General features: G+C 72.1%; 26 protein-coding genes. 18 read left to right on the top strand and 8 right to left on the bottom strand.

Annotation, left to right across the window (positions count from 1 at the left end):
• Window positions 1-151: 151 nt before the first annotated feature.
• The gene (locus OG361_RS21090) at window positions 152-766 is read right to left on the bottom strand and encodes a hypothetical protein (protein WP_405855746.1); all 615 of its coding nucleotides are present in this window, start codon (window positions 764-766) and stop codon (window positions 152-154) included.
• Between the two features lie 194 nt (window positions 767-960).
• Between OG361_RS21090 and OG361_RS21085 the strand changes: the two genes are divergently transcribed.
• From OG361_RS21085 to OG361_RS21075, 3 genes are all read left to right on the top strand, one after another.
• Entirely contained in the window at window positions 961-1,446 is a 486-nt protein-coding gene (locus OG361_RS21085) for a DUF1269 domain-containing protein (RefSeq protein WP_405855744.1), read from the top strand.
• A gap of 56 nt (window positions 1,447-1,502) precedes the next feature.
• Window positions 1,503-2,180 carry a GAP family protein gene (locus tag OG361_RS21080; RefSeq protein WP_405855742.1) on the top strand — a complete coding sequence of 226 codons (678 nt, stop codon included), beginning with the start codon at window positions 1,503-1,505 and terminating at the stop codon, window positions 2,178-2,180.
• 210 nt (window positions 2,181-2,390) lie between these two features.
• On the top strand, window positions 2,391-4,016 hold the full coding sequence (locus OG361_RS21075) for a SulP family inorganic anion transporter (protein ID WP_405855740.1): 1,626 nt from the start codon (window positions 2,391-2,393) through the stop codon (window positions 4,014-4,016).
• Between the two features lie 82 nt (window positions 4,017-4,098).
• Here the strand turns inward: OG361_RS21075 and OG361_RS21070 are convergent, their stop codons facing one another.
• Both OG361_RS21070 and OG361_RS21065 read right to left on the bottom strand, forming a co-directional pair.
• Window positions 4,099-4,671, bottom strand: a complete 573-nt coding sequence (locus OG361_RS21070; protein WP_405855738.1) for a dihydrofolate reductase family protein — start codon at window positions 4,669-4,671, stop codon at window positions 4,099-4,101.
• A 187-nt stretch (window positions 4,672-4,858) separates the two neighbouring features.
• Complete coding sequence (locus OG361_RS21065) at window positions 4,859-5,893, bottom strand: AraC family transcriptional regulator (protein WP_405855736.1); 1,035 nt, start codon at window positions 5,891-5,893, stop codon at window positions 4,859-4,861.
• A gap of 85 nt (window positions 5,894-5,978) precedes the next feature.
• Between OG361_RS21065 and OG361_RS21060 the strand changes: the two genes are divergently transcribed.
• The 5 genes from OG361_RS21060 to OG361_RS21040 all read left to right on the top strand — a co-directional run bounded on the left by OG361_RS21060 (window position 5,979) and on the right by OG361_RS21040 (window position 10,751).
• The gene (locus OG361_RS21060; RefSeq protein ID WP_405855734.1) at window positions 5,979-6,941 is read left to right on the top strand and encodes an NADP-dependent oxidoreductase; all 963 of its coding nucleotides are present in this window, start codon (window positions 5,979-5,981) and stop codon (window positions 6,939-6,941) included.
• 122 nt (window positions 6,942-7,063) lie between these two features.
• Window positions 7,064-7,471 (top strand): hypothetical protein, encoded by a 408-nt coding sequence (locus OG361_RS21055; protein WP_405855732.1) that lies wholly within the window; start codon window positions 7,064-7,066, stop codon window positions 7,469-7,471.
• Between the two features lie 58 nt (window positions 7,472-7,529).
• Window positions 7,530-8,204 carry an ABC transporter ATP-binding protein gene (locus tag OG361_RS21050; protein ID WP_405855730.1) on the top strand — a complete coding sequence of 225 codons (675 nt, stop codon included), beginning with the start codon at window positions 7,530-7,532 and terminating at the stop codon, window positions 8,202-8,204.
• Complete coding sequence (locus OG361_RS21045) at window positions 8,201-10,453, top strand: FtsX-like permease family protein (protein ID WP_405855728.1); 2,253 nt, start codon at window positions 8,201-8,203, stop codon at window positions 10,451-10,453. The genes OG361_RS21050 and OG361_RS21045 overlap by 4 nt, the downstream gene beginning before the upstream one ends.
• Before the next feature lie 88 nt (window positions 10,454-10,541).
• On the top strand, window positions 10,542-10,751 hold the full coding sequence (locus OG361_RS21040) for a DUF4287 domain-containing protein (RefSeq protein ID WP_405855726.1): 210 nt from the start codon (window positions 10,542-10,544) through the stop codon (window positions 10,749-10,751).
• Window positions 10,752-10,771: 20 nt separating this feature from the next.
• Here OG361_RS21040 and OG361_RS21035 read toward each other — a convergent pair whose 3' ends face one another.
• Window positions 10,772-12,013, bottom strand: coding sequence for an MFS transporter (locus tag OG361_RS21035; protein WP_405855724.1), 1,242 nt, complete (start codon window positions 12,011-12,013; stop codon window positions 10,772-10,774).
• Between the two features lie 124 nt (window positions 12,014-12,137).
• Between OG361_RS21035 and OG361_RS21030 the strand changes: the two genes are divergently transcribed.
• The 4 genes from OG361_RS21030 (at window position 12,138) to OG361_RS21015 (ending at window position 16,085) form a co-directional block, all read left to right on the top strand.
• The gene (locus tag OG361_RS21030; protein ID WP_405855722.1) at window positions 12,138-13,124 is read left to right on the top strand and encodes a DUF5937 family protein; all 987 of its coding nucleotides are present in this window, start codon (window positions 12,138-12,140) and stop codon (window positions 13,122-13,124) included.
• A gap of 120 nt (window positions 13,125-13,244) precedes the next feature.
• Complete coding sequence (locus OG361_RS21025) at window positions 13,245-13,736, top strand: alpha/beta fold hydrolase (protein ID WP_405855720.1); 492 nt, start codon at window positions 13,245-13,247, stop codon at window positions 13,734-13,736.
• Window positions 13,737-13,746: 10 nt separating this feature from the next.
• Entirely contained in the window at window positions 13,747-14,805 is a 1,059-nt protein-coding gene (locus tag OG361_RS21020) for an aldo/keto reductase (protein ID WP_405855718.1), read from the top strand.
• Window positions 14,806-14,903: 98 nt separating this feature from the next.
• Window positions 14,904-16,085, top strand: coding sequence for a winged helix DNA-binding domain-containing protein (locus tag OG361_RS21015; RefSeq protein WP_405855716.1), 1,182 nt, complete (start codon window positions 14,904-14,906; stop codon window positions 16,083-16,085).
• A 67-nt stretch (window positions 16,086-16,152) separates the two neighbouring features.
• Here OG361_RS21015 and OG361_RS21010 read toward each other — a convergent pair whose 3' ends face one another.
• A complete protein-coding gene (locus OG361_RS21010) occupies window positions 16,153-16,782 on the bottom strand; it encodes a MarC family protein (protein ID WP_405855714.1) in 630 nt (209 codons plus the stop codon).
• 130 nt (window positions 16,783-16,912) lie between these two features.
• Here OG361_RS21010 and OG361_RS21005 point away from each other — a divergent pair, with 130 nt between their 5' ends.
• Entirely contained in the window at window positions 16,913-17,329 is a 417-nt protein-coding gene (locus OG361_RS21005; RefSeq protein ID WP_405855712.1) for a YciI family protein, read from the top strand.
• A 193-nt stretch (window positions 17,330-17,522) separates the two neighbouring features.
• Here OG361_RS21005 and OG361_RS21000 read toward each other — a convergent pair whose 3' ends face one another.
• Window positions 17,523-19,007, bottom strand: coding sequence for an MFS transporter (locus OG361_RS21000; protein WP_405855710.1), 1,485 nt, complete (start codon window positions 19,005-19,007; stop codon window positions 17,523-17,525).
• 65 nt (window positions 19,008-19,072) lie between these two features.
• Here OG361_RS21000 and OG361_RS20995 point away from each other — a divergent pair, with 65 nt between their 5' ends.
• Entirely contained in the window at window positions 19,073-19,735 is a 663-nt protein-coding gene (locus OG361_RS20995; protein WP_384571553.1) for a TetR/AcrR family transcriptional regulator, read from the top strand.
• Between the two features lie 103 nt (window positions 19,736-19,838).
• Here OG361_RS20995 and OG361_RS20990 read toward each other — a convergent pair whose 3' ends face one another.
• The gene (locus tag OG361_RS20990; RefSeq protein ID WP_405855708.1) at window positions 19,839-20,429 is read right to left on the bottom strand and encodes a rhodanese-like domain-containing protein; all 591 of its coding nucleotides are present in this window, start codon (window positions 20,427-20,429) and stop codon (window positions 19,839-19,841) included.
• 82 nt (window positions 20,430-20,511) lie between these two features.
• Between OG361_RS20990 and OG361_RS20985 the strand changes: the two genes are divergently transcribed.
• Window positions 20,512-20,799 carry a metal-sensitive transcriptional regulator gene (locus OG361_RS20985; protein ID WP_056653994.1) on the top strand — a complete coding sequence of 96 codons (288 nt, stop codon included), beginning with the start codon at window positions 20,512-20,514 and terminating at the stop codon, window positions 20,797-20,799.
• A gap of 259 nt (window positions 20,800-21,058) precedes the next feature.
• Here the strand turns inward: OG361_RS20985 and wrbA are convergent, their stop codons facing one another.
• Entirely contained in the window at window positions 21,059-21,667 is a 609-nt protein-coding gene (gene wrbA / locus OG361_RS20980; protein WP_405855705.1) for an NAD(P)H:quinone oxidoreductase, read from the bottom strand.
• A 142-nt stretch (window positions 21,668-21,809) separates the two neighbouring features.
• Here wrbA and OG361_RS20975 point away from each other — a divergent pair, with 142 nt between their 5' ends.
• From OG361_RS20975 to pip, 3 genes are all read left to right on the top strand, one after another.
• Window positions 21,810-22,475, top strand: a complete 666-nt coding sequence (locus OG361_RS20975) for a TetR/AcrR family transcriptional regulator (RefSeq protein WP_405855703.1) — start codon at window positions 21,810-21,812, stop codon at window positions 22,473-22,475.
• A gap of 54 nt (window positions 22,476-22,529) precedes the next feature.
• Complete coding sequence (locus OG361_RS20970; protein WP_405855701.1) at window positions 22,530-23,090, top strand: RBBP9/YdeN family alpha/beta hydrolase; 561 nt, start codon at window positions 22,530-22,532, stop codon at window positions 23,088-23,090.
• Between the two features lie 93 nt (window positions 23,091-23,183).
• Window positions 23,184-24,119 (top strand): prolyl aminopeptidase, encoded by a 936-nt coding sequence (gene pip, locus OG361_RS20965; RefSeq protein ID WP_405855699.1) that lies wholly within the window; start codon window positions 23,184-23,186, stop codon window positions 24,117-24,119.
• Window positions 24,120-24,131: the final 12 nt, after the last annotated feature.

Genomic DNA, 24,131 nt, shown 5'->3' with positions numbered 1-24,131 from the left:
CGCCTCGGGGGTCACCCCCGCAGGAACCGACGCCTCCTGACCCGCCCACCGCGCGGCGGCACACAGCGAAGGGCCCCACCGTTCGTGCGCGGTGGGGCCCTTCGTCGTTCGTGGCGCGTGCTCCCCCCGCGCCGGGCAGGGGCCGCTGCTGCTACACGGGGCAGGGGCGGTACTCGAGGCCGAGTTCGCGGTCGACGGCGTAGCTCGTACGCATCGAGGCGTCGATCACCTGCTGCCAGGAGCCGTACTTGGCGTACAGCTGGTCCGCCGTCGGCCCGAGCGGGTTGCCGTACTTGGCGATGTTCCGCTCCTCCAGGACGCGGACCTCCTCCGGGCTCATGCCCGCGCGGGTGATCTCCTTGGCCTGGTTCCGCATGGCGACCAGCTCCCTGGCGATCTCCTCGTCGGTGAAGCCCGCCTCCCGCATGTTGGCCTCGGTGCGGTGCATGTCCTCCAGGAGGCCGTGGTACTGCATCCGGACCCGCTGGGCCTCGACCTTCTCGTCCATCGGCAGGACACGGATCCGGCAGACGACCGGGTCCGTGCTGGGACAGGGGTCATCGGCGGGGGCGGGCGGGGCGAGGGGCGCCGTGATGATCGATCCGCACGACTCCGCCGCCGTGACCACGGAGGTGCCGGCCGTACCCAACAGGGCGACCGCGGCCACGAACGGGAGCAGCGCCCGCCGCAGAAGACGCGAGGAGGAGGAAGGGGAGGAGGACGAGGACGGGGATGAAGGGGAGGGAGGGGCGTACTGAGAGTGCATGCGCGTCACCTTGGCGAGGGTGCGGAACCCCTTCACGCAGGCGCACCGATGATCACTCCTACGGGGAACCCCGAGACCCGCCCCAATCCCCCGACACCTCGCCCATATGCCCGAGATGCGCCATTCGTGATCACCGCATTTACTGGGGGCTACCTGTTGCCGAGCGCCGAACGGCGAGCTTCTGGAGGCTGGACGTGGCCACGTTGACCGTGTGGAAATTCGATGCGCCCGAGGGTGCGGAGGCCGTGGAGGACACCCTGCTCCAGCTGCAGAAACAGCAGCTGATCAAGATCATCGACGCGGCCACGGTCAGCTGGCCGGAGGGGGCGACCAAGCCGAAGACGAAACAGCTGAACAACCTCACCGGCGCCGGCGCGCTGTCCGGCACCTTCTGGGGCATGCTCTTCGGCCTCCTCTTCTTCATGCCGCTGCTCGGCGCGGCGGTCGGCGCCGCGGCCGGTGCGCTCGGCGGCAAGATGGCCGACGTCGGCATCGACGACGACTTCATCGACTCGGTCAAGTCGAAGGTCACACCGGGCAGTTCAGCGCTCTTCCTGCTCTCCGCCGATGCCGTGGTCGACCGCGTCAAGGACGCCTTCCCGGGTGGTCACGCCGAGCTGATCCAGTCCAACCTGGACAGCGAGAAGGAGGCCAAGCTCCGCGAAGTCTTCGCGGGCTGAGGCGAGTTCGGCGCGTCGCCCTCGTCCCGTACGACCGATCGGAAGGAAGGGCCCCCATGGGCGATGCCGTCGGACAGATGCTGGCCTCGGCCGTCGGTATCGCCATCAGCCCCGTCCCTCTGATCGCGGTCGTCCTGATGCTGGCGACCCCACGCGGCCGCGGCAACGGCATCGCCTTCACGGTGAGTTGGGTCGTCTCGCTCGCCGTCGTGGTGACCGCCGTCGTCCTGCTCGGTTCGAGCGCGGACGCCACCGGCGACGACGGACCCGCCGACTGGACGCTGTGGCTCAAACTCGGGCTCGGTCTGCTGTTCCTCCTGATGGGCGCCAAGCAGTGGAAGGACCGCCCACGGGAGGGGCAGGAACCCGAGCCGCCGGGCTGGATGAAGGCGATCGACCGGTTCACGCCCGGCAAGGCGGCCGGCCTCGCCGCGGCCCTCGCGGTCGCCAACCCGAAGAACCTGGTCCTGGCGGTCGGCGGCGCCGTCTCCATCGCCGGCAGCGGAGCCTCGACCGGCGGCAAGACCGTCGCGGCCGTCCTGATGGTGCTGATCGGCTCCCTCTGCACCCTGGCGCCGCTCGCCGTCTACCTCCTCGGCGGCGAGCGGTCCGCGCAGACGCTGGGCGGCTGGAAGACCTGGATGTCCCGGCACAACGCGGCGATCATGACGACGCTGCTCGTGGTCCTCGGGGCGAAGTACGTGGGTGATGCCCTGAGCGGGCCGGCCGGATGACCGTACGGGGGCGGGGACAGGGACCCGAAGAGGGAGCGGAAGAGGGGGCGGAAGAGGGGGGCGGAAGAGGGCCCGGAGCAGGGTCCGGACCAGGGAAGCGGGCTCCGACAGGCCCGTAAATCAGAGCGGTTCGGACGACCCGGGTGGTTCGGGCGGTTCGGCCGACCCGGGCGTCGGCTCGGCCGGCTCGGGCGCCCCCAGCCCGCCGACGTGGGCTCCGGTCTCGTCACCGGCCTCTTCTCGATCCCCGAGGGCATGGCGTACGCGGCCATCGCCGGCTTCAACCCGGTCGCGGGCCTCTACGCCGGCGTCGTCCCCGCGATCGTCGGCTCCCTCACCGCCCGCACCGTCCTCATGGTCACCACCCTCACCAGTGCCATCGCCCTCACCTCCCAGAGCGTGCTGTCCGACGCGGGTCTCGACCCCAAGGACTCCGGCAACATCGCGACCCTCACGCTCCTCGCCGGGCTCGTCATGCTCCTGATGGGCGTGCTGCGGCTCGGGGCGGTGATGAGCTTCGTCTCGAACGCCGTCATGACCGGCTTCTCCACCGGCATCGCGCTCCAGATCGTCACGGGCGTCCTCAAGGACGCCACCGGCTACAAGCCCCAGGGCCACAACCGCCTCCACCAACTCGGCGGCTGGCTGGCCCACATCGGGGACTGGGCGCTCGGCGCGACCCTCGTCGCCGTCGCCACGATCGCCATCTGGGCCGTGACCAGGCTCGTGAAACGCCTCGAACCCGTCGCACTGCTCGTCGCCATGGTCCTGGCGAGCGTCGCCGTGGCCGTCCTCGGTACGGACGTCGAGCTCGTCCGCGACATCGCCCACATCCCGGCGGCGCTCCCCGGCTTCTCCGCACCCGACCTGTCCGTCGTCCCCGAACTGCTCGGCGGCTCCGTCGCCGTCGCCCTCGTGGCCCTGGCCCAGGCAGCGAGCATCGGCCCCTCCGTGCCCAACCCGGACGGCTCCCGCTCCTCCGTGAACGGCGACTTCGCCGCTCAGGGCCTGGCCAACCTGGCCGGCGGCCTCTTCCAGTCGCTGCCCGCCGGCGGCTCCCTCTCCCGTACCGGCGTCGCCGTCTCCGCCGGGGCCCGCACCCGCTGGGCCGGCATCCTCTCCGGCGTCCTGCTCGCCGTCATCGTCCTGATCTGCGCCCCGCTCGCCGAACGCATCCCGATGCCCGTCATCGGCGGGCTGATCCTCGTCGTCGGCGGCGAGCTGATCCGGGGAAAGCGCCACGACATCCTGCTGGTGCTCCGCACCTCGCGCCTGTCGTCGGCGGCGATGATCCTGACCTTCCTCGCCACCACCCAGCTCCCGCTCCAGCAGGCCATCGTGCTCGGCGCGGTCCTCTCCCTGCTCCTCTACTGCACCCAGGCCGCCCGCCGCGCCCATCTCGTCGCCCTCGTCCGCGACGCGGAGGGCCGCTGGCACACGGCCGAGCCGCCGCGGCGGCTCACCGCGGGCGAGGTCACCGTCCTCTACTACGACGGCATCGGCTTCTTCGCCGAACTCCCCCACATCGAGGCCACGCTGCCGAGCGCCGACGACGCTCCGGGCTCGGTCCTCGTCCTCGTGATGCGCGGCGTCCCGGACGTCCCGTCCTCGACCGTCGTCAAACTGCTCCGCCGCCATGTGGCGGAGCTCCGGCGGCACGGCGGTCGGCTCGTCATCGCGGGCGCCGAACCCGGCCTCGTACGGACCCTCAAGGCCACCGGGCTCGACGAGGACCTCGGCCCCGGCGGCATCATCCCGGCCGAGGAGACCCTCTTCGCCCCACTGGACCGCGCCCTGGAGGAGGCGGCCCGCCGACGTCAGGACCAGCCGAGGTGAGTTCCTGGGCCTCGCGGACGTCAGGACCAGCCGGGGTGAGTTCCTGGGCCTCGCGCACGGCAGGACCAGCCGAGGTGAGCTCTCAGGCCTCGCGTACGACACGGTGGCGGAGGAGGACGGAGCGGCCGTCGAACGTCCGGGTCTCCACGGTCTCCAGCACCGTACGCCGCTCCGCGGGGTGGAAGGCCGGGGTGCCGCCACCGAGGAGCACGGGGTGGACGACGACCCGGTACTCGTCGACGGCACCGTGCGCGCCGAGGTGGGCGGCCAGCTCGGCGCCGCCGAACAGCACCAGGGTCTTGCCGGCCTCCGCGAGCGCCGTCAGCTGCTCGGCGACGTTCTCGGAGACGACGCTGGTGTTCCAGCCGAGGTCCTGGCCGGCGAGGGTCCGGGAGACCACGACCTTCGGGGCCTCCCGCCAGACCGGCGCGAAGGCCAGGTCGTGCGGGTCCTGCGAGTACTGCTCGGCGTTCGGCCAGAAGCCGGACATCAGGTCCCAGACCTTGCGGCCGTAGAGGAAGACGGTGTCACCGGCGGTCAGCTCCGCGGTGTACGCGGAGAGCTCGGCGCCCATGGCCGGCCAGTCGAACTCGCCGTTCGGCCCGGCGATGAAGCCGTCGAGGGACTGGTGCACGAAGTGGATGATCCGGCCCATGGGGTCCTGCCTTCCGGTGTCGCGTGCCGCCCCTGCGGCCCGCTCTCGCCCTGTAGTCGGAGCCGGCCGACACCGCTCGACACCCGTGAGAGGTTCCTTCTGGCCAACTTGTTTCGGCCAGGGGGCAGAGCCGTCACGCCCGCCCGGCAGCGGGCAGCAGCAGCCCTCGTCATCCGGCTACACGGCGTCAGTGTCCGGACAGATCCTGGCCACCGGGGCGGCGAACGCCGCGCCGGTAGCCGCCGGGGGCCGAGCCGTGGATGCGCTTGAAGGCCGCCGAGAAGGCGAACTCCGTTCCGTATCCGACCTGTTCGGCCACGGTGCGGAGCGGGGCGTCCGTCGTCCGGAGCAGCCGCTCGGCGAGGGTCATGCGCCACCAGGTGAGGTACGCGAGGGGCGGCCGGCCGACGAGCGCGGCGAAGCGACGGGCGAACGGCGCCCGGGAGAGCCCCGCCTCCGCCGCGAGGCTCTCGACCGTCCACGGTGCGGCGGGTGACCGGTGCATCGCGTGCAGCGCCGCGGTGACCGCCGGGTCGCCGAGGGCGGCGGCCCAGCCGGAGGCCCCGGGCCCGGCCGAGTCGGCCTGCTCCGCGAACCAGATGCGCAGGATGTAGAGGAGCAGGGTGTCGAGAAGGGCGGGCACCGCCGCGTCCGTCCCGAGCCGGGGCCGCCGCAGCTCGGCGGCGAGCAGCTCCACGGCCGCGGCCAGCTCGGGTGCGCGACCGGGCCGGGCGGGCAGATGGATCAGGCCGGGGAGGCCGTGCAGCAGGGGGTGGGTACGGGCGGGGTCGAGCTGGTACGTGCCGCAGAGCAGCGCGGTGACGGGGCCGCCGCGGCCGGTCGGATCGACGCGGTCGGACACGTACGCGGTTTCGGCTCCGGCTTCGGCTTCTGCTTTGGAGGCGGGAGCACAGCCCTCCCCTGTTCGCGTGGCGATCGACTCCCGGTGAGCGTCCCCGGATTCGGGGGAGTCGGCGAGCAGGTGTCCGGCGCCGTGGGGCAGGAACACCACGTCACCGGCGACGAGTTCGAGCTCGCCGCGCTCGCCGACTCCCCCGGCGCCGGTCGGCCGCAGCACGCAGGTGCCCTCCAGGACGACCTGGAACCCCGCCGATCCCGGCACGGAGGCGAAGCTCTGCGCCCAGGGCGCGTGCCAGCGGACGGAGGCCGACCGGGGCCGACCGGTCCGCATCACGGCGATCACATCGCTCAGGACATCCATGGGTGGAGCCTAGCGAGACGAACGCGTATGAATGAGCCACTCAGACACATGGATCGTCTCGTCCCCCGGCTTCTAGATTCCCCCCATGACAACGACAACAACGATCGCGGCACACATCCCCCGTTCCATGAAGGCCGCCCGGATCCATCGGTACGGCGACGCCTCCGAGATCCGGTACGAGGACGCCCCCCGCCCCCGGCCGGGCGTCGGCGAGGTGCTCGTGCGGGTCGCCGCGACCTCCTTCAACCCCACGGAGACGGCCCTGCGGGCGGGCCTGCTGCACGACTTCCTGCCGGTGGAGCTGCCGTTCACCCTCGGCTGGGACGTGTCGGGAATCGTCACGGAAGTAGGGCTGGGGGTAAGGGAGTTCACGGCAGGCGACCGGGTCGTGGGCCGCCTCGACGGCGGGGCCGGGGCCGAGTACGTGGCGGCGCCGGCGAAGCTGCTGGCCGCAGCACCCACGTCCGTACCGCTCGCGCACGCCGCCGCGCTGCCCGTGGCCGGCCTCACGGCCTGGCAGGCCGTGTTCGAGCACGGCCGGGTGAGGGAGGGGCAGCGGGTCCTCGTGAACGGTGCGGGCGGAGGGGTAGGCGGCTTCGCCACCCAACTCGCGGCCCACGCGGGCGCGGACGTCACGGCCACGGCGAGCCCGCGCAGCACGGCGACGGTCCTGCGCCAGGGCGCGCGAAGGGTCGTGGACTACACGACGACACCACTGGAGGAGGGCGTCCGGACGCCGGTCGACCTCCTGCTGAATCTGGTCCCGCTACCACCGGAGGAGGCCGCACACCTGAACCGCCTGGTCCGCCCGGGCGGCCACATCGTCTCGATAGCCACCCCGATCCCGGCGGACACGGGGAGGTCGGTGACGTCCCAGCACATGGTGGCCAGGAACGACGTGACGCAACTAAAGGAGCTGATCGCCCTGGTGGACGGGGGCGCGGTGAGCTTGGACATCACCGAGACCCGCCCGCTGGAGGAGCTACCGAAGGTGCACGACTTGAGCGAGGCCGGGGGCGTGCGGGGGAAGGTGCTGCTGGTGCCGTGAGGGGTCCGTTCACCGGTTAGGGGGGTGATCGGAGGGAGGGACGTTCCTGCGTTATGCCGGTGTGTAGTGATGCCGATACTTTCTGTGATGACCAGTTCGTTCCGAGCAAACAGGGGTTATCGATGAGGAAGTTGGCGACAGCGGTGGTGGCCGCGGGGCTGTTCTTCGGGGGGATGGGGGTGGCGGTGGCGGACTCGGAGCACCAGCTGCTCTTGACGGACCCAGGCGTTGTGTTCGCCGGTACGTACCAGTGGCAGTCCACAAACAAGGTGCCAAGCGGACTTCATGTGAAGGGCGAGCTGAGGGACGACGCCCATGAAGACGGCCACAACGTCTACCTCCGCACGAGGGTTGAGAGCTATCCGTGGGGCCGCATTCCGGGCACCCAGAGGAAGAACGTCAAGGTCGACAAAGTCTTCTTCGACGGCGCGGTTCTGAAGACGAAGGAAGTCCGACTGCAGGTGTGCCGCGACCGTGGCTCCTTGCGACCGGACAACTGCTCCCCGGAGCGGCTGTTCTCGCGGCGATAGTCGACGGCTCTGGGAGCCGCCGATGTGCGGCTCCCAATCATGCAGGGAGCACACCACGATGGACGTCATCCTCCGCGCCGAGGGCGTGGATCTCTTCTACAGCACGCATCTGGCGGTCAGCAGTGCTGATTTCACGCTAAAGCGCGGCGAGGTGGCCGCCATCATGGGTAGCAGCGGCTCGGGGAAGTCATCCCTTCTGTACTGCCTTGCCGGAGTGTTGCCACCTTCTAGTGGCACCGTGACCTTCGACGGCGTGCAGCTGTCCTCCCTCCCCGACGGAGAGCTGAGCGCCCTACGTCGCACTCGTCTGGGGTTCGTCTTCCAGTACGGGGAACTACTGCCGGAGCTGACCGTCGAGGAAAACGCAGCGCTCCCCCTCCGGCTTGCCGGAATCAGTAAAACGCATGCCCATGCAATGGCCGGCCAGGTGCTGGGACGGCTCGGGATGGGCGACCTGTTGCGGCGCAGGACCTCGAAATTGTCGGGTGGTCAGAGTCAGCGTGTGGCTGTTGCTCGGGCTCTGGTGCACCGGCCGGACGTGGTGTTCGCCGATGAGCCGACCGGGGCCCTCGACAGCACCAACGCAGCTGCTGTGCTGGAGGAGTTCCTCCAGCTGGCGCGGAGACAGAAGACGGCCGTGGTCATTGTCACGCACGACGCCGACGTCGCCGCGAAGGCCGATACGCAATACACGATGTCAGATGGTCTGCTGGCCCAGCGGGTGGTGGTGTGAACGCGTTTCTCCTCGGCCTTCGCCTGCTGTGGGGCAGTGGGCGAAGGGGACGGGTTCGTTTCCTCTTGATGGCACTCGGATCTGCGCTCGGGGTTGCCTGCCTTGCCGCAGTACTCACCATTCCGTCGATCCTCACGGCTCATGACGCTCGCACGGCTGCCCGGGAGCCACGACCAGGCAATAGCAACGTGGCCTATCGCGAGTTCCGGGATCCGTACGGATCGCAGCCACTCCATCGGGTCTTCGTCGCTCGCACCAACCCCGGGAAGACCCCGGTGCCACCGGGTATCAACAAGCTTCCCGAAGCTGGCGAGGCGGTCGTTTCGCCGAAGCTGGGCGAGATCCTGGCAGCCAATCCGAGGGCAGCCGGTCTTGTCCCTGGGCGCGTAACCGGCACCATCGCGCCGGAGGGATTGGGCGACTCCGACGATCTGTACGCCTACATCGGCACCACTCCGGCCAAGCTGACCGAAGCTGAGGCGCTTGGTAGCTTCGGCACCGGCCGGTCGTGGCGCCAGATCGTCGACCCGTCGACCCTCGACATCTTGCGGTTCACCCTCGGATGCATCGTGCTGCTCCCCCTCGTCATCTTCCTCTCCGTCTGTGCCCGGCTTTCCGGTGAGTCCCGCGCCCGCCGGCTCGCCGCCCTCCGGCTCGTCGGGCTCAGCGTGAAAGACACCCTGCGGGTCAACGCCGGGGAGAGCGTGGTCGCCGCCTTCGTCGGATCCGTGCTCGGGGTCGTGGGGTACCTGGGGGTTAACGAAGTCATGGCACGCGTCGGGTTGCCAGGGCTGCACTGGTATCCGGCGGACGGGCGGCCCGAGGCTTCGACGGTTGCCGTGTGTCTGCTCGGTTGTCCGGCGCTCGCATGGGTCGTGGGGCAGTTCAGTGCACGGCGGGCCGCCCTGTCGCCGATCAGCGTCCGGCGGACCGGGGAGCGCAAGCCTCCGAAGAAGTACGGGACGCTGCTGCTCATCCCCGGGCTCGGGGTCATCGGCGGATACTGCGTGCTCAGTGTGATGGGGCGTGACCCGTCCGGGGGTTCGGCCAGTTCCATGCTCGTGCCCGGTGCCGTGTTGCTGACCGGCGCCGGGCTCGTCTTCGGTCTGGCGCCGATCACCGCATGGCTCGCCCGACGACTGGGCGGGGTGGCGAAGTCGCTGCCGGTGGCGTTGGCGATGCGGCGTACGGAGGTCGATCCGGGGTCATCGTTGCGGGTGGTCACCGGACTCGTGCTGCTGGTCTTTGGGGCATCGCTCACGCAAGGAGTGCTCGTCGAACTGGACCAGGTCAGTCGGCGGACAGCGCCCGTCCAGGAGTACAAGATCAGCCTCAGCGAGCTGAATCCCAAGCAAAGGCAGCAGCTCGCACAGGTCCCTGGTGTGCGGATGCAGGTGATCGCGTACGACTCATGGGATCCGCTGGACGGCAACCTGCGGCCGCACGTCAACCTAGTGGTCGCCACTTGCGCCCAGCTCACCGTAACGACTCAGTGGGCCAAGGGCTGTGTGGACGGAAGAACTATGCAGCTGTACGACGCCAACTCGGCGTACCCGGAGGACCCTCAGCCTGGTGACCGATTCCCCTTCGAGGCACGCGGCGGTCGAAAGATCATCCTCACGGTCCCCCCTGATCGGATCAGCATGCGGGCGTACCAGCCGTCCGTCATCCGGACCAGCGCCTTGCTCGTACCCCCCTCCCTCGTCCCCCCGAACCTGGTGGATTCTGCGGGCGCCCTCACCCTCGTGAGCGACGCCGACCCCGCCACCATCCGTTCCGTCCTCGACGGCGTCGGGGCCATCGCGCCCACCGCCTCCGTCGAGCCCGTCGGGATCGTGATCGATTCGCTCGCGCAGCTCACCGTCATCCGGAGTCTGCTGGCCGTCGGGATGGTGCTCGGGCTGGTCATCGGGGTCGCCGCGTTCGTCGTGTCCGTTGCCGATCGGGCCATGGAGCGGCGGGGGCAGGTGACCGCGCTCGCGTTGTTGGGGGCTCGGGCCGGGACCTTGCGGGTGGTGCAGGTCGTGCAGGTCGTGCTGCCCCTGGTGGTGGGGTTGGGTGCCGCGATCGTCACCGGGTGGCTCGCCGAGTCCAGCTACCTGATCACCGGGGGTGGCGCGGTGCACTGGGACTGGGAAGGGCTGCCGCTGCTCTTCGCCTGTGCCCTGGGGGTTCTGTTCGCGGCCGCCCTCGCCTCCGTGCCCATGGTCCGCCGGCACATCGACCCCGAGCACATCCGGCGGGATTGATCCCGCCGGCGGCGATGAGTTTCCGGCGGGGCGGGAGTCATGGTTGTTGTTGTTGCTGCCGTGCCGACCGCCTCGCTTGGAGACGACCATGTCCGAGAACACCGTCAAGGGTCCCGCCAGTTACTTCCCCTCCATCGAGAAGAAGTACGGGCGGCCGATCTCCGAGTGGCAGGAGCTCATCCGGTCCTCGCCGCTCACCAAGCACATGGAGCTCGTCTCCTGGCTGAAGGCCGAGCACGGGCTCGGGCACGGTCACGCCAACGCCCTCGTCGCGCACACCCTCGCCGAGGGGAAGTAGTGAGGTGGTGAGGGTTGGCGTCAGGCCGCCAGTTCGTGGGTCGTGCGGCGCCGCACCCTCGCCGTCAGGGCCGCCGTCGCCGCCGCCGCGGCCGTGCCCGCCACCAGGGCCGTCCACCAGAGGGCGGCCGGGCCCAGTGTCGTGTACGTGGCGACGCCCAGCGTGAGCGCCGCGAAGCGGGCCACTCCCCACGTCCAGCTGAAGGCGCCCTGGTAGCGGCCTCGGGCGTGTGCCGGGGCCAGGTTGGCGACGACACCGGCGGCGATGCCGGCGACCACGACCTCGCCGAGCGACCAGACGATCACCGACACCGTGTAGCCGACGATCCCGTCGGCGAGGCCGGTGAGCGCGACGCCCACGGCGATCAGGACGCTGCCCGCGCTCTGCACCACGAGCTGCGGCAGCTTGGCCAGCCGGGCGGTCGCGAAGGGCTGGAGCCCGACGACCAGGACCGCGTTGACCGCCGCCATCGCTCCGTACACCGCCGGGGAGAGGCCGCTGTCGTGGACCGCGAGCGGCAGGGCGACCTCCGTCAGCGAGTAGACGAAGAGCTGGATGCCGAAGAGCGGCAGCAGGAGCAGCGCGAGGCGGTCGCGGAGGACGACTCCGTAGCCGATGCCGTCCTTCTTTTCCTCCTTCTGTCCCTTCTCCTCCCTGGCCGCCGGGGTCTTCGCTCGCGCCGGCTCCTTCAGGCGCACTACCACGACCAGCGCGTACAGCAGCATCGAACCCGCGTCCACCGCGAACAGCAGCCAGTAGCCGTGCGCCGCCAGGTAGCCGCCCAGGATGCCCGCGACGGCGGTGCCGATGTTCACGCCCCAGCCGAAGAGGGCGTACGCGCGCTGCCGGCGTTCGCTGTCGACGGCGTCGGCCAGCAGCGCGTACGCCGCCGGCGAGACCGTGCTGCCGGCCGCGCTGATCAGCAGCGACGCCGCCGCCATCGTCCACACCCCGGGTGCGAGGAACAGCGCGCCCTGCGCCACCGCCGCGCCGGTCAGGCCGATGAGCATCGTCGGACGGCGGCCGATGCGGTCGGCGAGGATGCCGCCGACGGCCGGGCCGATGAGGTTGCCCGCGCCGAGGGCGCCGAGGACGTACGAGGTGTCGGCGCCGGTCACTCCGCGCGAGGCGAGGAAGAAGACCAGGAACGGGGTGACGAGGTAGCCGAGGCGGTTGACGATCGTTCCCGCGAAGATCGTCCAGACGACGGGCGGGAGGCCGCGGAAGGAGGAAGGGAGGAAGGAAGACGGAGAGGGAGGCATGAGGGGATCTTGTGGGCGGCTCCCCTCTCTACTCCAATGATTAAGCTCAGTACGAATCCATTCGGCCCAGCCCAGCCCAGCCCAGTCCAGCCCAGCCCAGCGAGATGACGAGGAGCGCCTGCTCATGGAATCCGGGCTCAGTTTCTCCGCCGCCGACCTCGCCCAGACGCGCTTCGCCGTCTCCCCCATGTGGGAGGTCGTCACCAGCTTCCGCCTCCTCTCCCGGCAGCCCGACACCACCGGCGCCTCCCCGCACCGCCGCTGGGCCGCCCAGGTCCGCCCCCGCATCGTCCGCGCCGGGCTCGACCGGGGCTGGCTCGCCGCCCTCGTCCCCGCCCACGGCTATCTCGCCGACTTCCTCAACCCCACCCCCACCGGCCCCTTCCCCACCCTCGACGGCGAGCTCGACGCCATCCGCCGCACCCCGCCCGAGCAGGTACGCGACGACCTCCGGCGGCTCGGCGTCGAGGGCGTCGCCGGCCCCCGGCTCCGGCTGCTGCACGAGGCCCCCGAAGCCGCCCTCCGCAAGGTCTCCGACGAGGTCGAGACCTACTGGGAGCTCGCCCTCGCCCCCTACTGGGCCCGGCTCCAGAAGCTCCTGGAGGCCGATGTCTTCCACCGGGCCCGCCAGGTCGCCGAGCACGGTTCGGCCCGGGTCCTGAGCGAGCTCCACGAGACCGTACGGTGGGACGACGGCACCCTGCGGCTCCTACGGCGCCACTGCGCCCTCACCCGCGACCAGGGCGGCTCCGGGCTGCTGCTCATCCCCTCCGCCTTCGCATGGCCCAAGGTCCTCACCCGCTCCGTCCACCCCGACCCGCCCCAACTCGCCTACCCGGCCCGGGGCATCGGCACCCTGTGGGAACCCCGGACCACCGGTGCCACGGACGCCGTCGCCGCCGTCCTCGGCCGCTCCCGCACCCTGCTGCTCACCGAGCTCGACACCCCGGCCTCGACCACTCAGCTCGCCACGCACTGCGGGATGTCCGCCGCCGGGGTCTCCCAGCACCTCATCGCCCTGCGCAACGCCGGCCTGGTCACCGCCCACCGCAGCGGACGCTCCGTCCTCTACGCCCGGACCGCCGTCGCCGACCAGCTCCTCAACCCCTAGGGAAGGTCGGGGGATGAGGGATGGGGGGAGGGGGACGAGGGAGGAGCGATGGGGATGGGGCTGGGGCTGGGGATGGGGAATGGAAGATCGGGGAGGGCGGGGATCCGGGAGGATCTCGGGATGACTACGTTCTCCGGGGCCTCGTCCCACTCCCCCTCCTGGACCGAGCGGGTCGTCGTGCGCGACGGCGTACGCCTCTCCTGTCGCGACTGGGGCGGCTCCGGGCCCGACGTCCTCCTCCACGGGCTCGCCGGGCACGCCGGGGAGTGGGACGCGACCGCCCGGGCCCTGCGGGACGCCGGGCACCGGGTCCTCGCCCTCGACCAGCGCGGGCACGGGCACAGCGAGCGGCGGCCCGAGAACGCCACCCGCGCCTTCTGGGACGAGTGGGCGGCGATCACCTGCCCCACCCTCGCCGTCCTCGGGCAGGGCACGGAGGGCGGGATCGTCGGGGACGAGGAGTACGCGGAGATGGCCCGGCTCCTTCCCGGCCTGTACGGGGCGAGCGTGCCCGGCGCCGGACACGACGTCCACCTCGAACGGCCGGAGCTCCTGCACGACCTGGTGACGGGCTTCCTCGGCCCTTGCCTTGAAGTGCACTCCAATTCCTAGAGTGCGGCGCATGCGCTATCGGGTACTCGGCGGGACCGGGATCGACGTCAGCACGTACTGCCTCGGCACCATGATGTTCGGTGCCGTCGGCAATCCGGATCATGAGGAGTCCGTACGGATCATCCATTCCGCCCTGGACCGGGGCATCAACTTCGTCGACACCGCAGACATGTACTCGGCCGGCGAGTCCGAGGAGATCGTCGGCAAGGCGCTGCGCGACCCCAGGCGCCGCGAGGAGACCGTCCTCGCCACCAAGGTGTACTTCCCCATGGGCGGTGAGGGGCCCAACAAGGGCGGTTCGTCCCGTCGTTGGATCACCCTCGCCGTCGAGAACAGCCTGCGGCGGCTCGGCACCGACTGGATCGACCTCTACCAGGTCCACCGGCCCGACCCCCGTACGGACATCGAGGAGACCCTCGACGTCCTCGGCGACCTCGTCACCCAGGGGAAGATCCGGGCGTTCGGCTGCTCCACCTTCCCCGCCGAGGAGATCGTCGAGGCGCACGCCGTCGCCGAGCGGCGCGGACTGCGCCGCTTCCGCTCCGAGCAGCCGCCGTACTCGCTGCTCGCCCGGGGCGTGGAGACGTCCGTGCTGCCCGTGGCCCAGCGGTACGGGATGGGGGTGCTGACCTGGAGCCCGCTCGCGTCCGGCTTCCTCACCGGCCGCTACCGCAAGGGCGCGCCGATCGACCTGACCAGCGGCCGGCCCGCGCTCACCCCGCACCGCTTCGACCCGTCGCTGCCCGTCAACGCCGCCAAGCTCGACGCCGTCGAGGAGCTCGTCGCGCTGGCGGACGAGATCGGTTGCACGCTGCCCGAGCTGGCGATCGCCTTCGTGACCGCGCACCCGGCGGTGACGTCCGTGATCATCGGCCCGCGCACGATGGAGCAGCTGGACGGCCTGCTGAAGGGCGCGCCGGTCGTGCTCACGGACGAGGTCCTGGACCGGATCGACGCGATCGTGCCGCCGGGCACGAACCTCTATCCGCCGGACGGTGTCTGGCGTCCCCGCGCCCTGACCGAACCCGCGCTGCGGCGACGGCCGTTGGAGGAGCGGGCGGCGGGCTGAGCAGATCCGGGGGCGGGGCGGGACAGTGGTGGATTCGCTCGGTGGGCCGGTGGCGGATCTCCTCGCCTCCGCTCGCGCCCGGCTCCATGCTTGGCCCCATGAGTGAGACGCGTACGAGAACGATCGGCGACGCCGAGCGCAGGGCCCGGCTCGCGGTGCGGCACCGGCTGGCCGGGTCCGCGCGGGCCGCGACGGCCGAGGAGGTCGGGAACGCCCTCGTGGCGCTGCACGGCACCGATCCGGCGAGCGTGTTCCTCGCGGTGGGGGCGCGGCTGGCCGGCGGCGCCGGACCGGTCGCGACCGTCGAGCGGGCCCTGTACGAGGACCGGTCCCTGGTCCGGATGCACGGCATGCGGCACACGGTCTTCGTCTTCCCGTCCTCCCTCGCGCCGGCCGTGCACTCCTCCACCACCCATCCGGCCGCCGTCCGCGAACGGGCCGTTCTCCTGCGGCACTTGGTGGAGGGCAGCGCCTTCGACGCGGCCTGGCTGGCGGAGACCGAGCGTCTGGTCCTCGCCGAGCTGGCCGTACGCGGGGAGGCGACCGGCACCGAACTGGGCGCCGCCGTACCGAGGTTGCGGGAGACGTACGTGTACGGGCCGGGGACCCGGCAGGAGGGCGTCCAGTCCGTCGCGAGCCGGGTGCTGCGGGTCCTCGGCATGGAGGGCCGGATCGTCCGGGGGCGGCCGCAGGGGACGTGGACGTCGAGCCGCTTCCGCTGGGCGCTCGCCGGGGAGCACCCGCCGGTCGCGGCGGCGGAGGCACGGGCGGAGCTGATCCGGCGGTGGCTGGCGGCCTGCGGTCCGGCGAGCGAGGCGGATCTGAAGTGGTGGACGGGGTGGAAGGTCACGGATGTGCGCGGGGCGCTCGCCGCGGTCGGCGCGGCGCCGGTGACGCTGGCCGGGGGGACGGGGTTCGTCCTGCCGGACGACCTCGACCCCGTACCGGAACCGGAGCCCTGGGCGGCGCTGCTGCCCGCGCTCGATCCGACGGCGATGGGCTGGCAGGCCCGGGACTGGTACCAGGACCCGGAGCACCGGGCCGCGCTGTACGACCGCAGCGGGAACATCGCGCCGACGGTGTGGTGGAACGGCCGGATCGTCGGCGTCTGGGCGCAGCGCCCGGACGGCGCGATCGTCCACCGGCTCCTGGCGGACGTGGGCGGGGAGGCGGAGCGGGCGATCGGGGCGGAGGCGGCGCGGCTGGCCGCCTGGGTGGGGGAGGTACGGGTGACACCCCGGTTCCGCACCCCGCTGGAGCGGGAGCTCGCCGCGCCCTGATCCGGCCGACCTGATCGACAAGACGCCCCCGGACACCCCCTGGTGACGGTGCCCTGGTGGCGGTGCCCTAGTGGCGGTCGCCGAGGCCGGGGACGCCCAGATCGGAGAGGCCGTCGAGGACCAGGTCGACGCCGACGGCGGCGAGGAGCAGACCCAGGAGACGGCCGAGGAGCTCGATGGTCGCGTGGTGGGTGCGGCGCAGGATCCGGGCGAGGAGCAGGACGCAGACGAGATCGAGGGCGATGACCGACACGTACGCGCCGACGACGGTCGAACGCCAGCTGAAGGAGTCACGGGCGGCCGCCTCGATGAGGACCGCCGTCATGGCGAGCGGGCTCACCACGTACGGCATGAGCAGCTCGCGCACCCCGCTGACCAGGTCGGGGGCGTCCTGTTGGGGGCCGTCGGAGCCCAGGTGGAGGCCGAGGACGAGGCCGACGGCGTACAGGAAGAAGATGACGCCGCCCGCGAGCTGGAGCGCGGGCGTACTGATGTGGAAGAGGTCGAGCAGCCAGGGGGCCGTGATGCCGGTGACCAGGCCGACGAGGACGGCCGCGCCCGAGGAGATGAGGGCGATGGTGCGGAGCTGGCGGGCGGGATGGACCTGGGCGAGGCCGGCGAAGGCGAGGAGCACCTTCGGCGGGCCGACGACGGAGAAGAAGGTGATGAAGGCGGCGGAGAAGCTGAATACGTCCACTCGGGAATCATGGGACGGTCGAGTGATTTCTCCCGTTTTTCCGACCGATCCCCGCGCGGTGTCGAGAACCGTCCCCCGGATCCGACTCTCCTGCGAGAGGCAATACGACACCGGATGTGAGGAGGACGTCATGAAGTACCTGGTGATGGTGCAGGGCTCGGAGGCCGACTACGAGGCGATGGTGGGCCGAGGCTCCGCCGGGAGCCCCGCCTGGGACAAGACGCAGCTCAAGACGATGTTCGAGCACATGAACGCGATCAACACCGAGGTGACCGCGAAGGGCGAGATGCTCGACGCCCAGGGCCTCGCCGCACCCTCCAAGACCCGCTTCGTGACGGTGGACGGCGAGGGCAGGCCGGTCGTCACGGACGGCCCGTACGCGGAGACCAAGGAGGTCCTCGCGGGCTACTGGCTCCTCGACTGCGCCTCCCTGGACCGCGTCACGGAGATCGCCGCCCAGGTGGCCCGCTGCCCCGTTCCGCCCGGATCCCCGGAGTACGCGGTGGTGATCCGCCCGGTCGACGAGACGGGCCCGAGCCAGGACTGAGCCGGGGCCGGGCCGGAGCGGACTGAGCCGGGGCCGGGCCGGAGGTGAGCCGGGACTGAGCCGGAGGTGAGCCGGGACTGAGCCGGAGGTGAGCCGGGACTGAGCCGGGGCCTCACCGAGCATTGGTGCTCGGTGAGGCCCCGGTGTCCCGGTGTCCTGATGTCCCGGCGGTGTCCCGGTCCGTCGTCATCCCTCAGTGCACCCCGTGGGGGCCGCCCGTCGGGCGGGGGGTGCCTCGGGGGATGAGGAAGGGGGCCGCCAGGGCCGCCGTCGCCGCGGTGGCCGTGCAGAGGGTGAAGGCCGCCGTGAAGCCGTCCGGCAACGCTTCGGCGGTGGTGGCGGTGAGGGCGAGGGAGGAGACGGCGGCCACGCCGATGGAGCCGCCGACCTCGTGGAAGGTGTTGACGATGCCGGAGGCGAGGCCCGCCTCGTGCGGGGAGATCAGGCCGAGGGCGGTCGTGGTCGCCGCGACGAAGACCGCGCCGAGGCCGAGGGCGGCCGTGGCGAGGGCGGGAAGCAGGGTCGTCCAGGGGTTGGCGTCCGGGGTGAGGAAGGTCAGCGGCAGACAGCCGAGTGCCGCGAGGGCCAGGCCGCCGGTCGCGCAGGCGCGCGGGCCGGCCGTCGGGACCAGGCGGGAGCCGAGGTGGGCGCCGATCGCGGTGGTGAGGGCGATCGGGAGGAAGAGCAGCCCGGTACGGAGGGCCCCGAGGCCGTGGACGTGCTGGAGCCGCATCGAGCCCAGGAAGAAGAAGGAGATCAGGAGCGCGGTCGCGACCAGCATCAGGAGCGAGCCCGCGACGACCGGGCGACGGGTGAGCATCCTGAGGTCCATCAGCGGGGCGCGGCTCGCCCGCTCGACCGCGGCGAAGATCCCGTAGAGGGCGAGCGCGCCGAGCAGCGGCAGCAGGGTGGCGGCGGAGGTCCAGCCCGAGTCGCCCGCCCGTACGAGTCCGTAGACGAGCGCGCCGGTGGCGGTGGTCACGAGGAGCGCGCCGGGGACGTCGAGCCGGGCCCCTCCCGTACGGGGGCGGGCCGGGTCGTGCGGCGGAAGGACCTTCGGCAGGGCGACCAGCAGGGCCAGGCCGACGGGGACGTTGACGTAGAAGACCCAGGGCCAGCCGGGGCCTTCGGTGAGGGCTCCGCCGAGCAGGACGCCGACGGCCGAGCCCGTGCCGCCGATCGCCGCCCAGGCGCCGAGGGCCTTGGCCCGTTCGGCGCCGTGGAAGGCGGTGGTGACGAGGGCGAGCGCGGCCGGGGAGAGGAGCGCGGCGCCGACGCCCTGGGCGATGCGGCCGCCGAGCAGGACGGGGGCGTTCGCCGCGAGTCCGCAGGCCAGCGACGCGGCGGTGAAGAGCGCGAGTCCGGCGAGGAGGACGCGGCGGGCGCCGAGGGCGTCGGCGAGCCGGCCGCCGAGGAGCATGAGCCCGCCGAAGCAGAGGGTGTACGCGGTGACGACCCAGGTCAGAGCGGTGCGCCCGAGATCGAGGTCGGTGGCGAGGGCGGGCAGGGCGACGTTCACGACGGTGACGTCGAGGATCAGCATGAACTGGGCGGCGCAGATCAGCGCGAGGGCCGTCCAGCGGCGGGGGTGGGGCTGTGGGTGGGGGTGGGGGTTCGAGTGCTGGGATTGGTGTCGGTGGGCAGGGGTGGGGGCTTGCTCGTCAGGGTGAGCCGTCATAACTGAACTGTACGGCACAGTACAGTTGAACTCAACGGTACAGTTGGCTTGGTACGGTTCGGGGTATGAACGCGCAGCCCGCCGCTCCCAAGACCGCGCCCACCGGAGCCCGTGCCGCCCGCAAGCGGCAGGCCGTCGTGCGTGCCGCCCGCGACCTCTTCCTCCGCGAGGGCTTCGGTGTCGGCATGGACGCCATCGCCGCCGAGGCGGGCGTCTCCAAGGTGACCGTCTACAACCACTTCGGCAGCAAGGAAGCCCTCTTCACCGCCGTCGTCGCCGGCGCCCTCGACGAACCCCTGGCCGGCGGGGAGCGGACGGAGGGCCCGGACCTCGCGCTGCTCGTCGCCGCCGAGGGGCCCGCCGAGCTCAAGGCCGCCCTCACCGACGCCGGCCGCGCCTGGGCCCGGGCCGTACGCGCCGACGACGAGGCCCGCGCGCTGCGCACCCTCGTCGCCACCGAACTGCACCGCTTCCCCGAGCTGGGCCGCGCCTGGCGCGCCCACGGCCCGGCCGGCCACCACCCCGCCGTCGCGGACGCCCTGCGCACCCTCGCCGACCGGGGGCTCCTGGAGATCCCCGACCTGGAGGTCGCGGTCCTCCAGCTCTACTCGCTGCTCGTCTTCCCGCAGATGGTCTTCGAGCAGTACGGGACGGAACTCACCGAGGAGCTGGGCGAACGCCTCGTCACGGACGGGGTCGAGATGTTCCTCCGCCGTTACGCCCCCTGAGCCGCGCCACGCCCCCGCCCCTCGTGCGCCCCTGAGCCTCGTCACGCCCCGCCCCTTGTGCGCCCCCCGAGCCGCGCCCCCGAGCAACGCCCCCTGAGCCGCGCTACGCCTCCTGACGCAGCCGCGCGAGGGTCGCGTCCAGGCCGCCCGCCCCGCGCCCCGCCGTCCGGTTGTACGGGAGCTTCCCGAGCATCAGGGCCATGCCGCAGGTGTTGGTGAGCGCCGAGAAGACGAGCCCGCCCGCGATGCCCGCCGAGAGGAGCTGGAAGGCGGGGTGGACCAGGAGTCCGAGCGCGAGGCCGAGCAGGACGAGGGAGCCGGCCACCAGCCGGACCTGCCGGTCCATCGCCCAGACCGGCTTCGCCGGAGCTCCCGCCGGGCGGTCGAGGCCGTGGCCGCGGGCCGCCCAGCCGCTCGTACCGCCGTCGAGGTCGATCACGGCGATACCGTGCGCGGCGAGCTGGGCGCAGGCGTTGGCCGAGCGGCTGCCGGACTGGCAGACGACGAGCAGCTCACCGCGGGCCGCCGCCTCCCGGAGCTCGGGCACGGCACGGCCGAGCTGGTCGAGCGGGACGTTGAGTGCTCCGGGCACGTGCCCGGAGGCGTACTCGCCCGGGGTGCGGACGTCGACGACGGTCAGCTCCGCCAGCCGCGTGCGGGCCTGGTCGGCATCGAGCGAGAGGGGTGCGTTCATGGCAGGTGTCATCCTTGGTCTTCGACGGAGCCCCGTGCTGGGGAGTAAATTACCCCCTGGGGTATCTGCGGAGGAGTGAACAGTGGAACTCGACCTCGCGGGCGCGGAGCTCAAGGCGGTTTTGAACCGGCTGCGCCGGGCCCAGGGCCAGATCGCCGGAGTGATCCGGATGATCGAGGAGGGACGGGACTGCGAGGAGGTCGTGACCCAGCTCGCCGCCGCCTCCCGGGCCCTCGACCGGGCCGGGTTCGCGATCATCGCGACCGGGCTCCAGCAGTGTCTGACCGACATCGATGACGGCCGCAAGAACGGCGAGGACCGGGACGCGATGCGGGCCCGCCTGGAGAAGCTCTTCCTGTCCCTGGCCTGACCGTCACACCGCCCCACCCCTGACCTGCCCTTACGGCACCACTCTGCCCCCGGCCTGACCCCTACGGCACCACCCTGCCCCGGCCTGACCCTTACGGCACCACCCTGCCCCTGGCCTGTCCCTTACGCCTCCCCCACCCGGCCCTTACATCTCCCTGGGGCGGACGCCCCTGACAGAAGTACCCCCGGGGGCGCATCCCCCGGGGGTACTTCCACGCTGGAACGGTGGCACTTCCGCACCGGAACGGCGCCGCCGCGGATCAGTCGACCGCGAGGCCCTTCAGGCGCTTCGCGATCCGCGTCAGCCGCTCGCCCTGGTAGCGGGCGGCCTGGAGGACGTTCTCCTCCGGGGCGCCGTTGGCGCCGGGGTGCGAGGTGCCGTAGGGGTTTCCGCCGGCCGCGTAGACGCTCGGGTCGGTGAAGCCGGGCGAGACGATGACCGAGCCCCAGTGGTGGAAGGTGTTGTAGAGCGCGAGCAGCGTCGACTCGTTGCCGCCGTGGACGTTGTGGGCGCTGGTGAAGGCGGTCGCGGGCTTGTCCGCCATGACGCCGCGCTGCCACAGGCCGCCCGAGGTGTCGACGTACTGCTTGAGCTGGGCGGCGACGTTGCCGAAGCGGGTCGGGGAGCCGAGCGCGTACGCGTCGGCCCACTCCAGGTCCTCCAGCGCCGCCGTCTCCACGTCGCCGGTGGCCTCGACATGGGCGCGCCAGGCCGGGTTGGCGTCGATGGCGGCGTCGGGGGCGAGCTCGGGCACCCGGCGCAGGCGCACCTCGGCACCGGCCTTCTCCGCGCCCTCGGCGACGGCCCGGGCGAGCTGGTGGACTGCACCCGTGGCCGAGTAGTAGATGACGGCGACCTTGACGGACATGGCGAACTCTCCTCAACCGGATTCTTTTCCGCTTCGATGCCCCGAGGTTAAGCGGATCACTATCCGGTTCGCAAGGGGAACGGGTATGCTCACATCGAGGAGCGATCGAGGGGGACCCCGGACGAAGGGCAGGAGTCGGCAGATGAGCGCGAGAGAACCGCAGGCCGGAGACGGGGCGGCGCCGATGCTCAGCCTGCTCCCCACCGTCGGCGGCGGCCCCGCCCCCGAGCGGGCCGACGCCGCCCGCAACCGGCGGAAGATCCTCGACGCGGCAGCCCGGATCGTCGCCGAGGACGGCCCCGAGGCCGTCACCATGAACCAGGTCGCGCACGCCAGCGGCATCGGCGTCGGCACGGTCTACCGCCGCTTCGGCGACGTCTCCCAGCTCCTGTGGGCCCTGCTCGACGACCGCGAGCGCCAGTTCCAGGAGGCGTACATGAGCGGCCCGCCGCCGCTCGGACCCGGCGCGCCGGCCGCCGAACGGATCGACGCCTTCCTCGACGCGCTCGTCGACCGGGTCGGCGAGCAGCGCGAGATCCTGCTCGCCGCCCACTCCGCGGCGCCCCGCGCCCGCTACCACAGCGGCGCGTACCGGGTGATGCACACCCACGTCAGCCTGCTCATCGGGGAGCTCAGGCCGGGCGCCGACGCGACGCTCCTCGCGCACCTGCTGCTCGCGCCGTTCTCCCCGGACGTCATGCACCACCTGACGGTCGAACAGGAACTGTCGAGCGAGCGGTTCAAGGCCGGGGTACGGGAGCTGCTGACCCTGCGGGGCCGGGGACAGGACGGGTACGGGGGCGCCTGACCGCTCCGTGGACGGCGGTGGACCCGGAGCGGGCTCCGGTCGCAGGATCGTGGCATGACCACGTATCTGATCCTCCACGGCTTCCAGAACCACCGTCCGCCGGGTCACTGGCAGCACTGGCTCGCCGGGGAGCTGCGGGCGCGCGGGCACGAGGTCCGGTATCCGCAGCTGCCCGAGGCCGACGCGCCCGTCCTCGACGCGTGGCTCGCCGCCCTGGAGGAGCACGGGGAGCGGCCGGCCGAGGGGGAGTTCGTGGTGCTCGCCCACAGCCTGTCCGTGCTGCTGTGGCTGCGGGCCGGGAAGCGGCGCCCGGACGCCGACCGGGTGCTGCTCGTCGCCCCGCCCTCACCGCCGGTGACCGCGTCGATCCCCGCGATCGCCGCGTTCGCCGACGGGCTCGACCCGACGGAGGCCGGGGTGCGGGCGCGGCTCGTGTACGGGGACGGGGATCCGTACTGCCCCGAGGGCGCCGACGTCCACTACGGCACCCCGCTCGGCCTCGACCTCGACCACGTCCCGGGCGGCGCGCACCTCAACCCCGACTCGGGGTACGGGGAGTGGCCCTCGCTCCTGGAGTGGTGCGAGGACCCTGCGGTACGGGTCACGGGCCGGTAGGAGGCCGACGCTACAGGTCAAGGGCCGGCAGGAGGCCGGCGCTACGGGTCAAGGGCCGCCAGGAGGCCCCGGACGCCCCCTAGTCTCGTGCGGATGTACTCCGAGACCGCACCGTACGACCAGGGCCTGCTCGACGTGGGCGACGGCAACCGCATCCACTGGGAGGTCTCCGGCAACCCGGAGGGCAGGCCCGCGCTCGTCGTGCACGGCGGGCCGGGCTCCGGCTCCTCCCCCCGCAGCCGCCGGTTCTTCGACCCGGAGAAGTACCGGCTCGTCCTCTTCGACCAGCGCGGCTGCGGGCGCTCCACCCCGCACGCGAGCGACCCGGCCGCCGACATGTCCGTGAACACCACCGCGCACCTGGTGGCCGACATGGAGCGGCTGCGCGAGCACCTCGGGATCGACCGCTGGCTGCTGTACGGCGGCTCCTGGGGCTCCACGCTGATCCTGGCGTACGCGGAGGCGCACCCCGAGCGCGTGACGGAGATCGTGATCGCGGCCGTCACGACCACCCGCCGCTCCGAGACGGCCTGGCTGTACGAGGGCGTCGGCCGTTTCTTCCCCGAGGCCCACGAGCGCTTCCGGGCCGGGGCCGACGGGGCCTCCGACCTCGTGGGCGCCTACGCCGCCCTGATGAACGACCCCGACCGGGCCGTACGGGAGAAGGCCGCCGCGGACTGGTGCGCCTGGGAGGACGCGGTCCTCTCCCTGGAGGGCATGGGCACCCCGTACACCGACCGCGTCGACGACACCCGGCTCGGCTTCGTCCGGATCTGCTCGCACTACTTCGCGCACGGCGCCTGGCTGGAGGAGGGCGCGCTGATCCGCGACGCGCACCGGCTCGCCGGCATCCCCGGCGTCCTGATCCACGGCCGGCTGGACATGGGCGGCCCGCTCACCACCGCCTGGGAGCTGGCCCGCGCCTGGCCGGACGCCGAGCTGCACGTGGTCGGGAGCGCCGGGCACCTGGGCGGGGAGGAGACCGGGGACCTGATCCTCGCGGCCCTCGACCGCTTCGCGAAGGGGTGAGCCCACCGGGCG

The sequence above is a fragment of the Streptomyces sp. NBC_00090 genome (assembly GCF_045160815.1).
Lineage (GTDB): Bacteria > Actinomycetota > Actinomycetes > Streptomycetales > Streptomycetaceae > Streptomyces.
Note: the sequence above shows the minus strand (reverse complement) of the source record. Positions and strands in the feature narration are given on the sequence as shown.

Bases quoted from the DNA above. Each gene is read 5' to 3' on its own strand.
- OG361_RS21020 (WP_405855718.1), top strand. From the start codon at position 13,747: ATGCGCTATCGGGTACTCGGCGGGACCGGGATCGACGTCAGCACGTAC.
- OG361_RS21060 (WP_405855734.1), top strand. From the start codon at position 5,979: ATGACAACGACAACAACGATCGCGGCACACATCCCCCGTTCCATGAAG.
- OG361_RS21025 (WP_405855720.1), top strand. From the start codon at position 13,245: ATGACTACGTTCTCCGGGGCCTCGTCCCACTCCCCCTCCTGGACCGAG.
- wrbA (WP_405855705.1), bottom strand. From the start codon at position 21,667: ATGTCCGTCAAGGTCGCCGTCATCTACTACTCGGCCACGGGTGCAGTC.
- OG361_RS21090 (WP_405855746.1), bottom strand. From the start codon at position 766: ATGCACTCTCAGTACGCCCCTCCCTCCCCTTCATCCCCGTCCTCGTCC.
- OG361_RS21030 (WP_405855722.1), top strand. From the start codon at position 12,138: ATGGAATCCGGGCTCAGTTTCTCCGCCGCCGACCTCGCCCAGACGCGC.
- OG361_RS21065 (WP_405855736.1), bottom strand. From the start codon at position 5,893: ATGGATGTCCTGAGCGATGTGATCGCCGTGATGCGGACCGGTCGGCCC.
- OG361_RS21035 (WP_405855724.1), bottom strand. From the start codon at position 12,013: ATGCCTCCCTCTCCGTCTTCCTTCCTCCCTTCCTCCTTCCGCGGCCTC.
- OG361_RS20990 (WP_405855708.1), bottom strand. From the start codon at position 20,429: ATGAACGCACCCCTCTCGCTCGATGCCGACCAGGCCCGCACGCGGCTG.
- OG361_RS20975 (WP_405855703.1), top strand. From the start codon at position 21,810: ATGAGCGCGAGAGAACCGCAGGCCGGAGACGGGGCGGCGCCGATGCTC.
- OG361_RS21015 (WP_405855716.1), top strand. From the start codon at position 14,904: ATGAGTGAGACGCGTACGAGAACGATCGGCGACGCCGAGCGCAGGGCC.
- OG361_RS21005 (WP_405855712.1), top strand. From the start codon at position 16,913: ATGAAGTACCTGGTGATGGTGCAGGGCTCGGAGGCCGACTACGAGGCG.
- OG361_RS21055 (WP_405855732.1), top strand. From the start codon at position 7,064: ATGAGGAAGTTGGCGACAGCGGTGGTGGCCGCGGGGCTGTTCTTCGGG.
- OG361_RS20970 (WP_405855701.1), top strand. From the start codon at position 22,530: ATGACCACGTATCTGATCCTCCACGGCTTCCAGAACCACCGTCCGCCG.
- OG361_RS21050 (WP_405855730.1), top strand. From the start codon at position 7,530: ATGGACGTCATCCTCCGCGCCGAGGGCGTGGATCTCTTCTACAGCACG.
- pip (WP_405855699.1), top strand. From the start codon at position 23,184: ATGTACTCCGAGACCGCACCGTACGACCAGGGCCTGCTCGACGTGGGC.
- OG361_RS21080 (WP_405855742.1), top strand. From the start codon at position 1,503: ATGGGCGATGCCGTCGGACAGATGCTGGCCTCGGCCGTCGGTATCGCC.
- OG361_RS20995 (WP_384571553.1), top strand. From the start codon at position 19,073: ATGAACGCGCAGCCCGCCGCTCCCAAGACCGCGCCCACCGGAGCCCGT.
- OG361_RS21070 (WP_405855738.1), bottom strand. From the start codon at position 4,671: ATGGGCCGGATCATCCACTTCGTGCACCAGTCCCTCGACGGCTTCATC.
- OG361_RS21040 (WP_405855726.1), top strand. From the start codon at position 10,542: ATGTCCGAGAACACCGTCAAGGGTCCCGCCAGTTACTTCCCCTCCATC.
- OG361_RS21000 (WP_405855710.1), bottom strand. From the start codon at position 19,007: ATGACGGCTCACCCTGACGAGCAAGCCCCCACCCCTGCCCACCGACAC.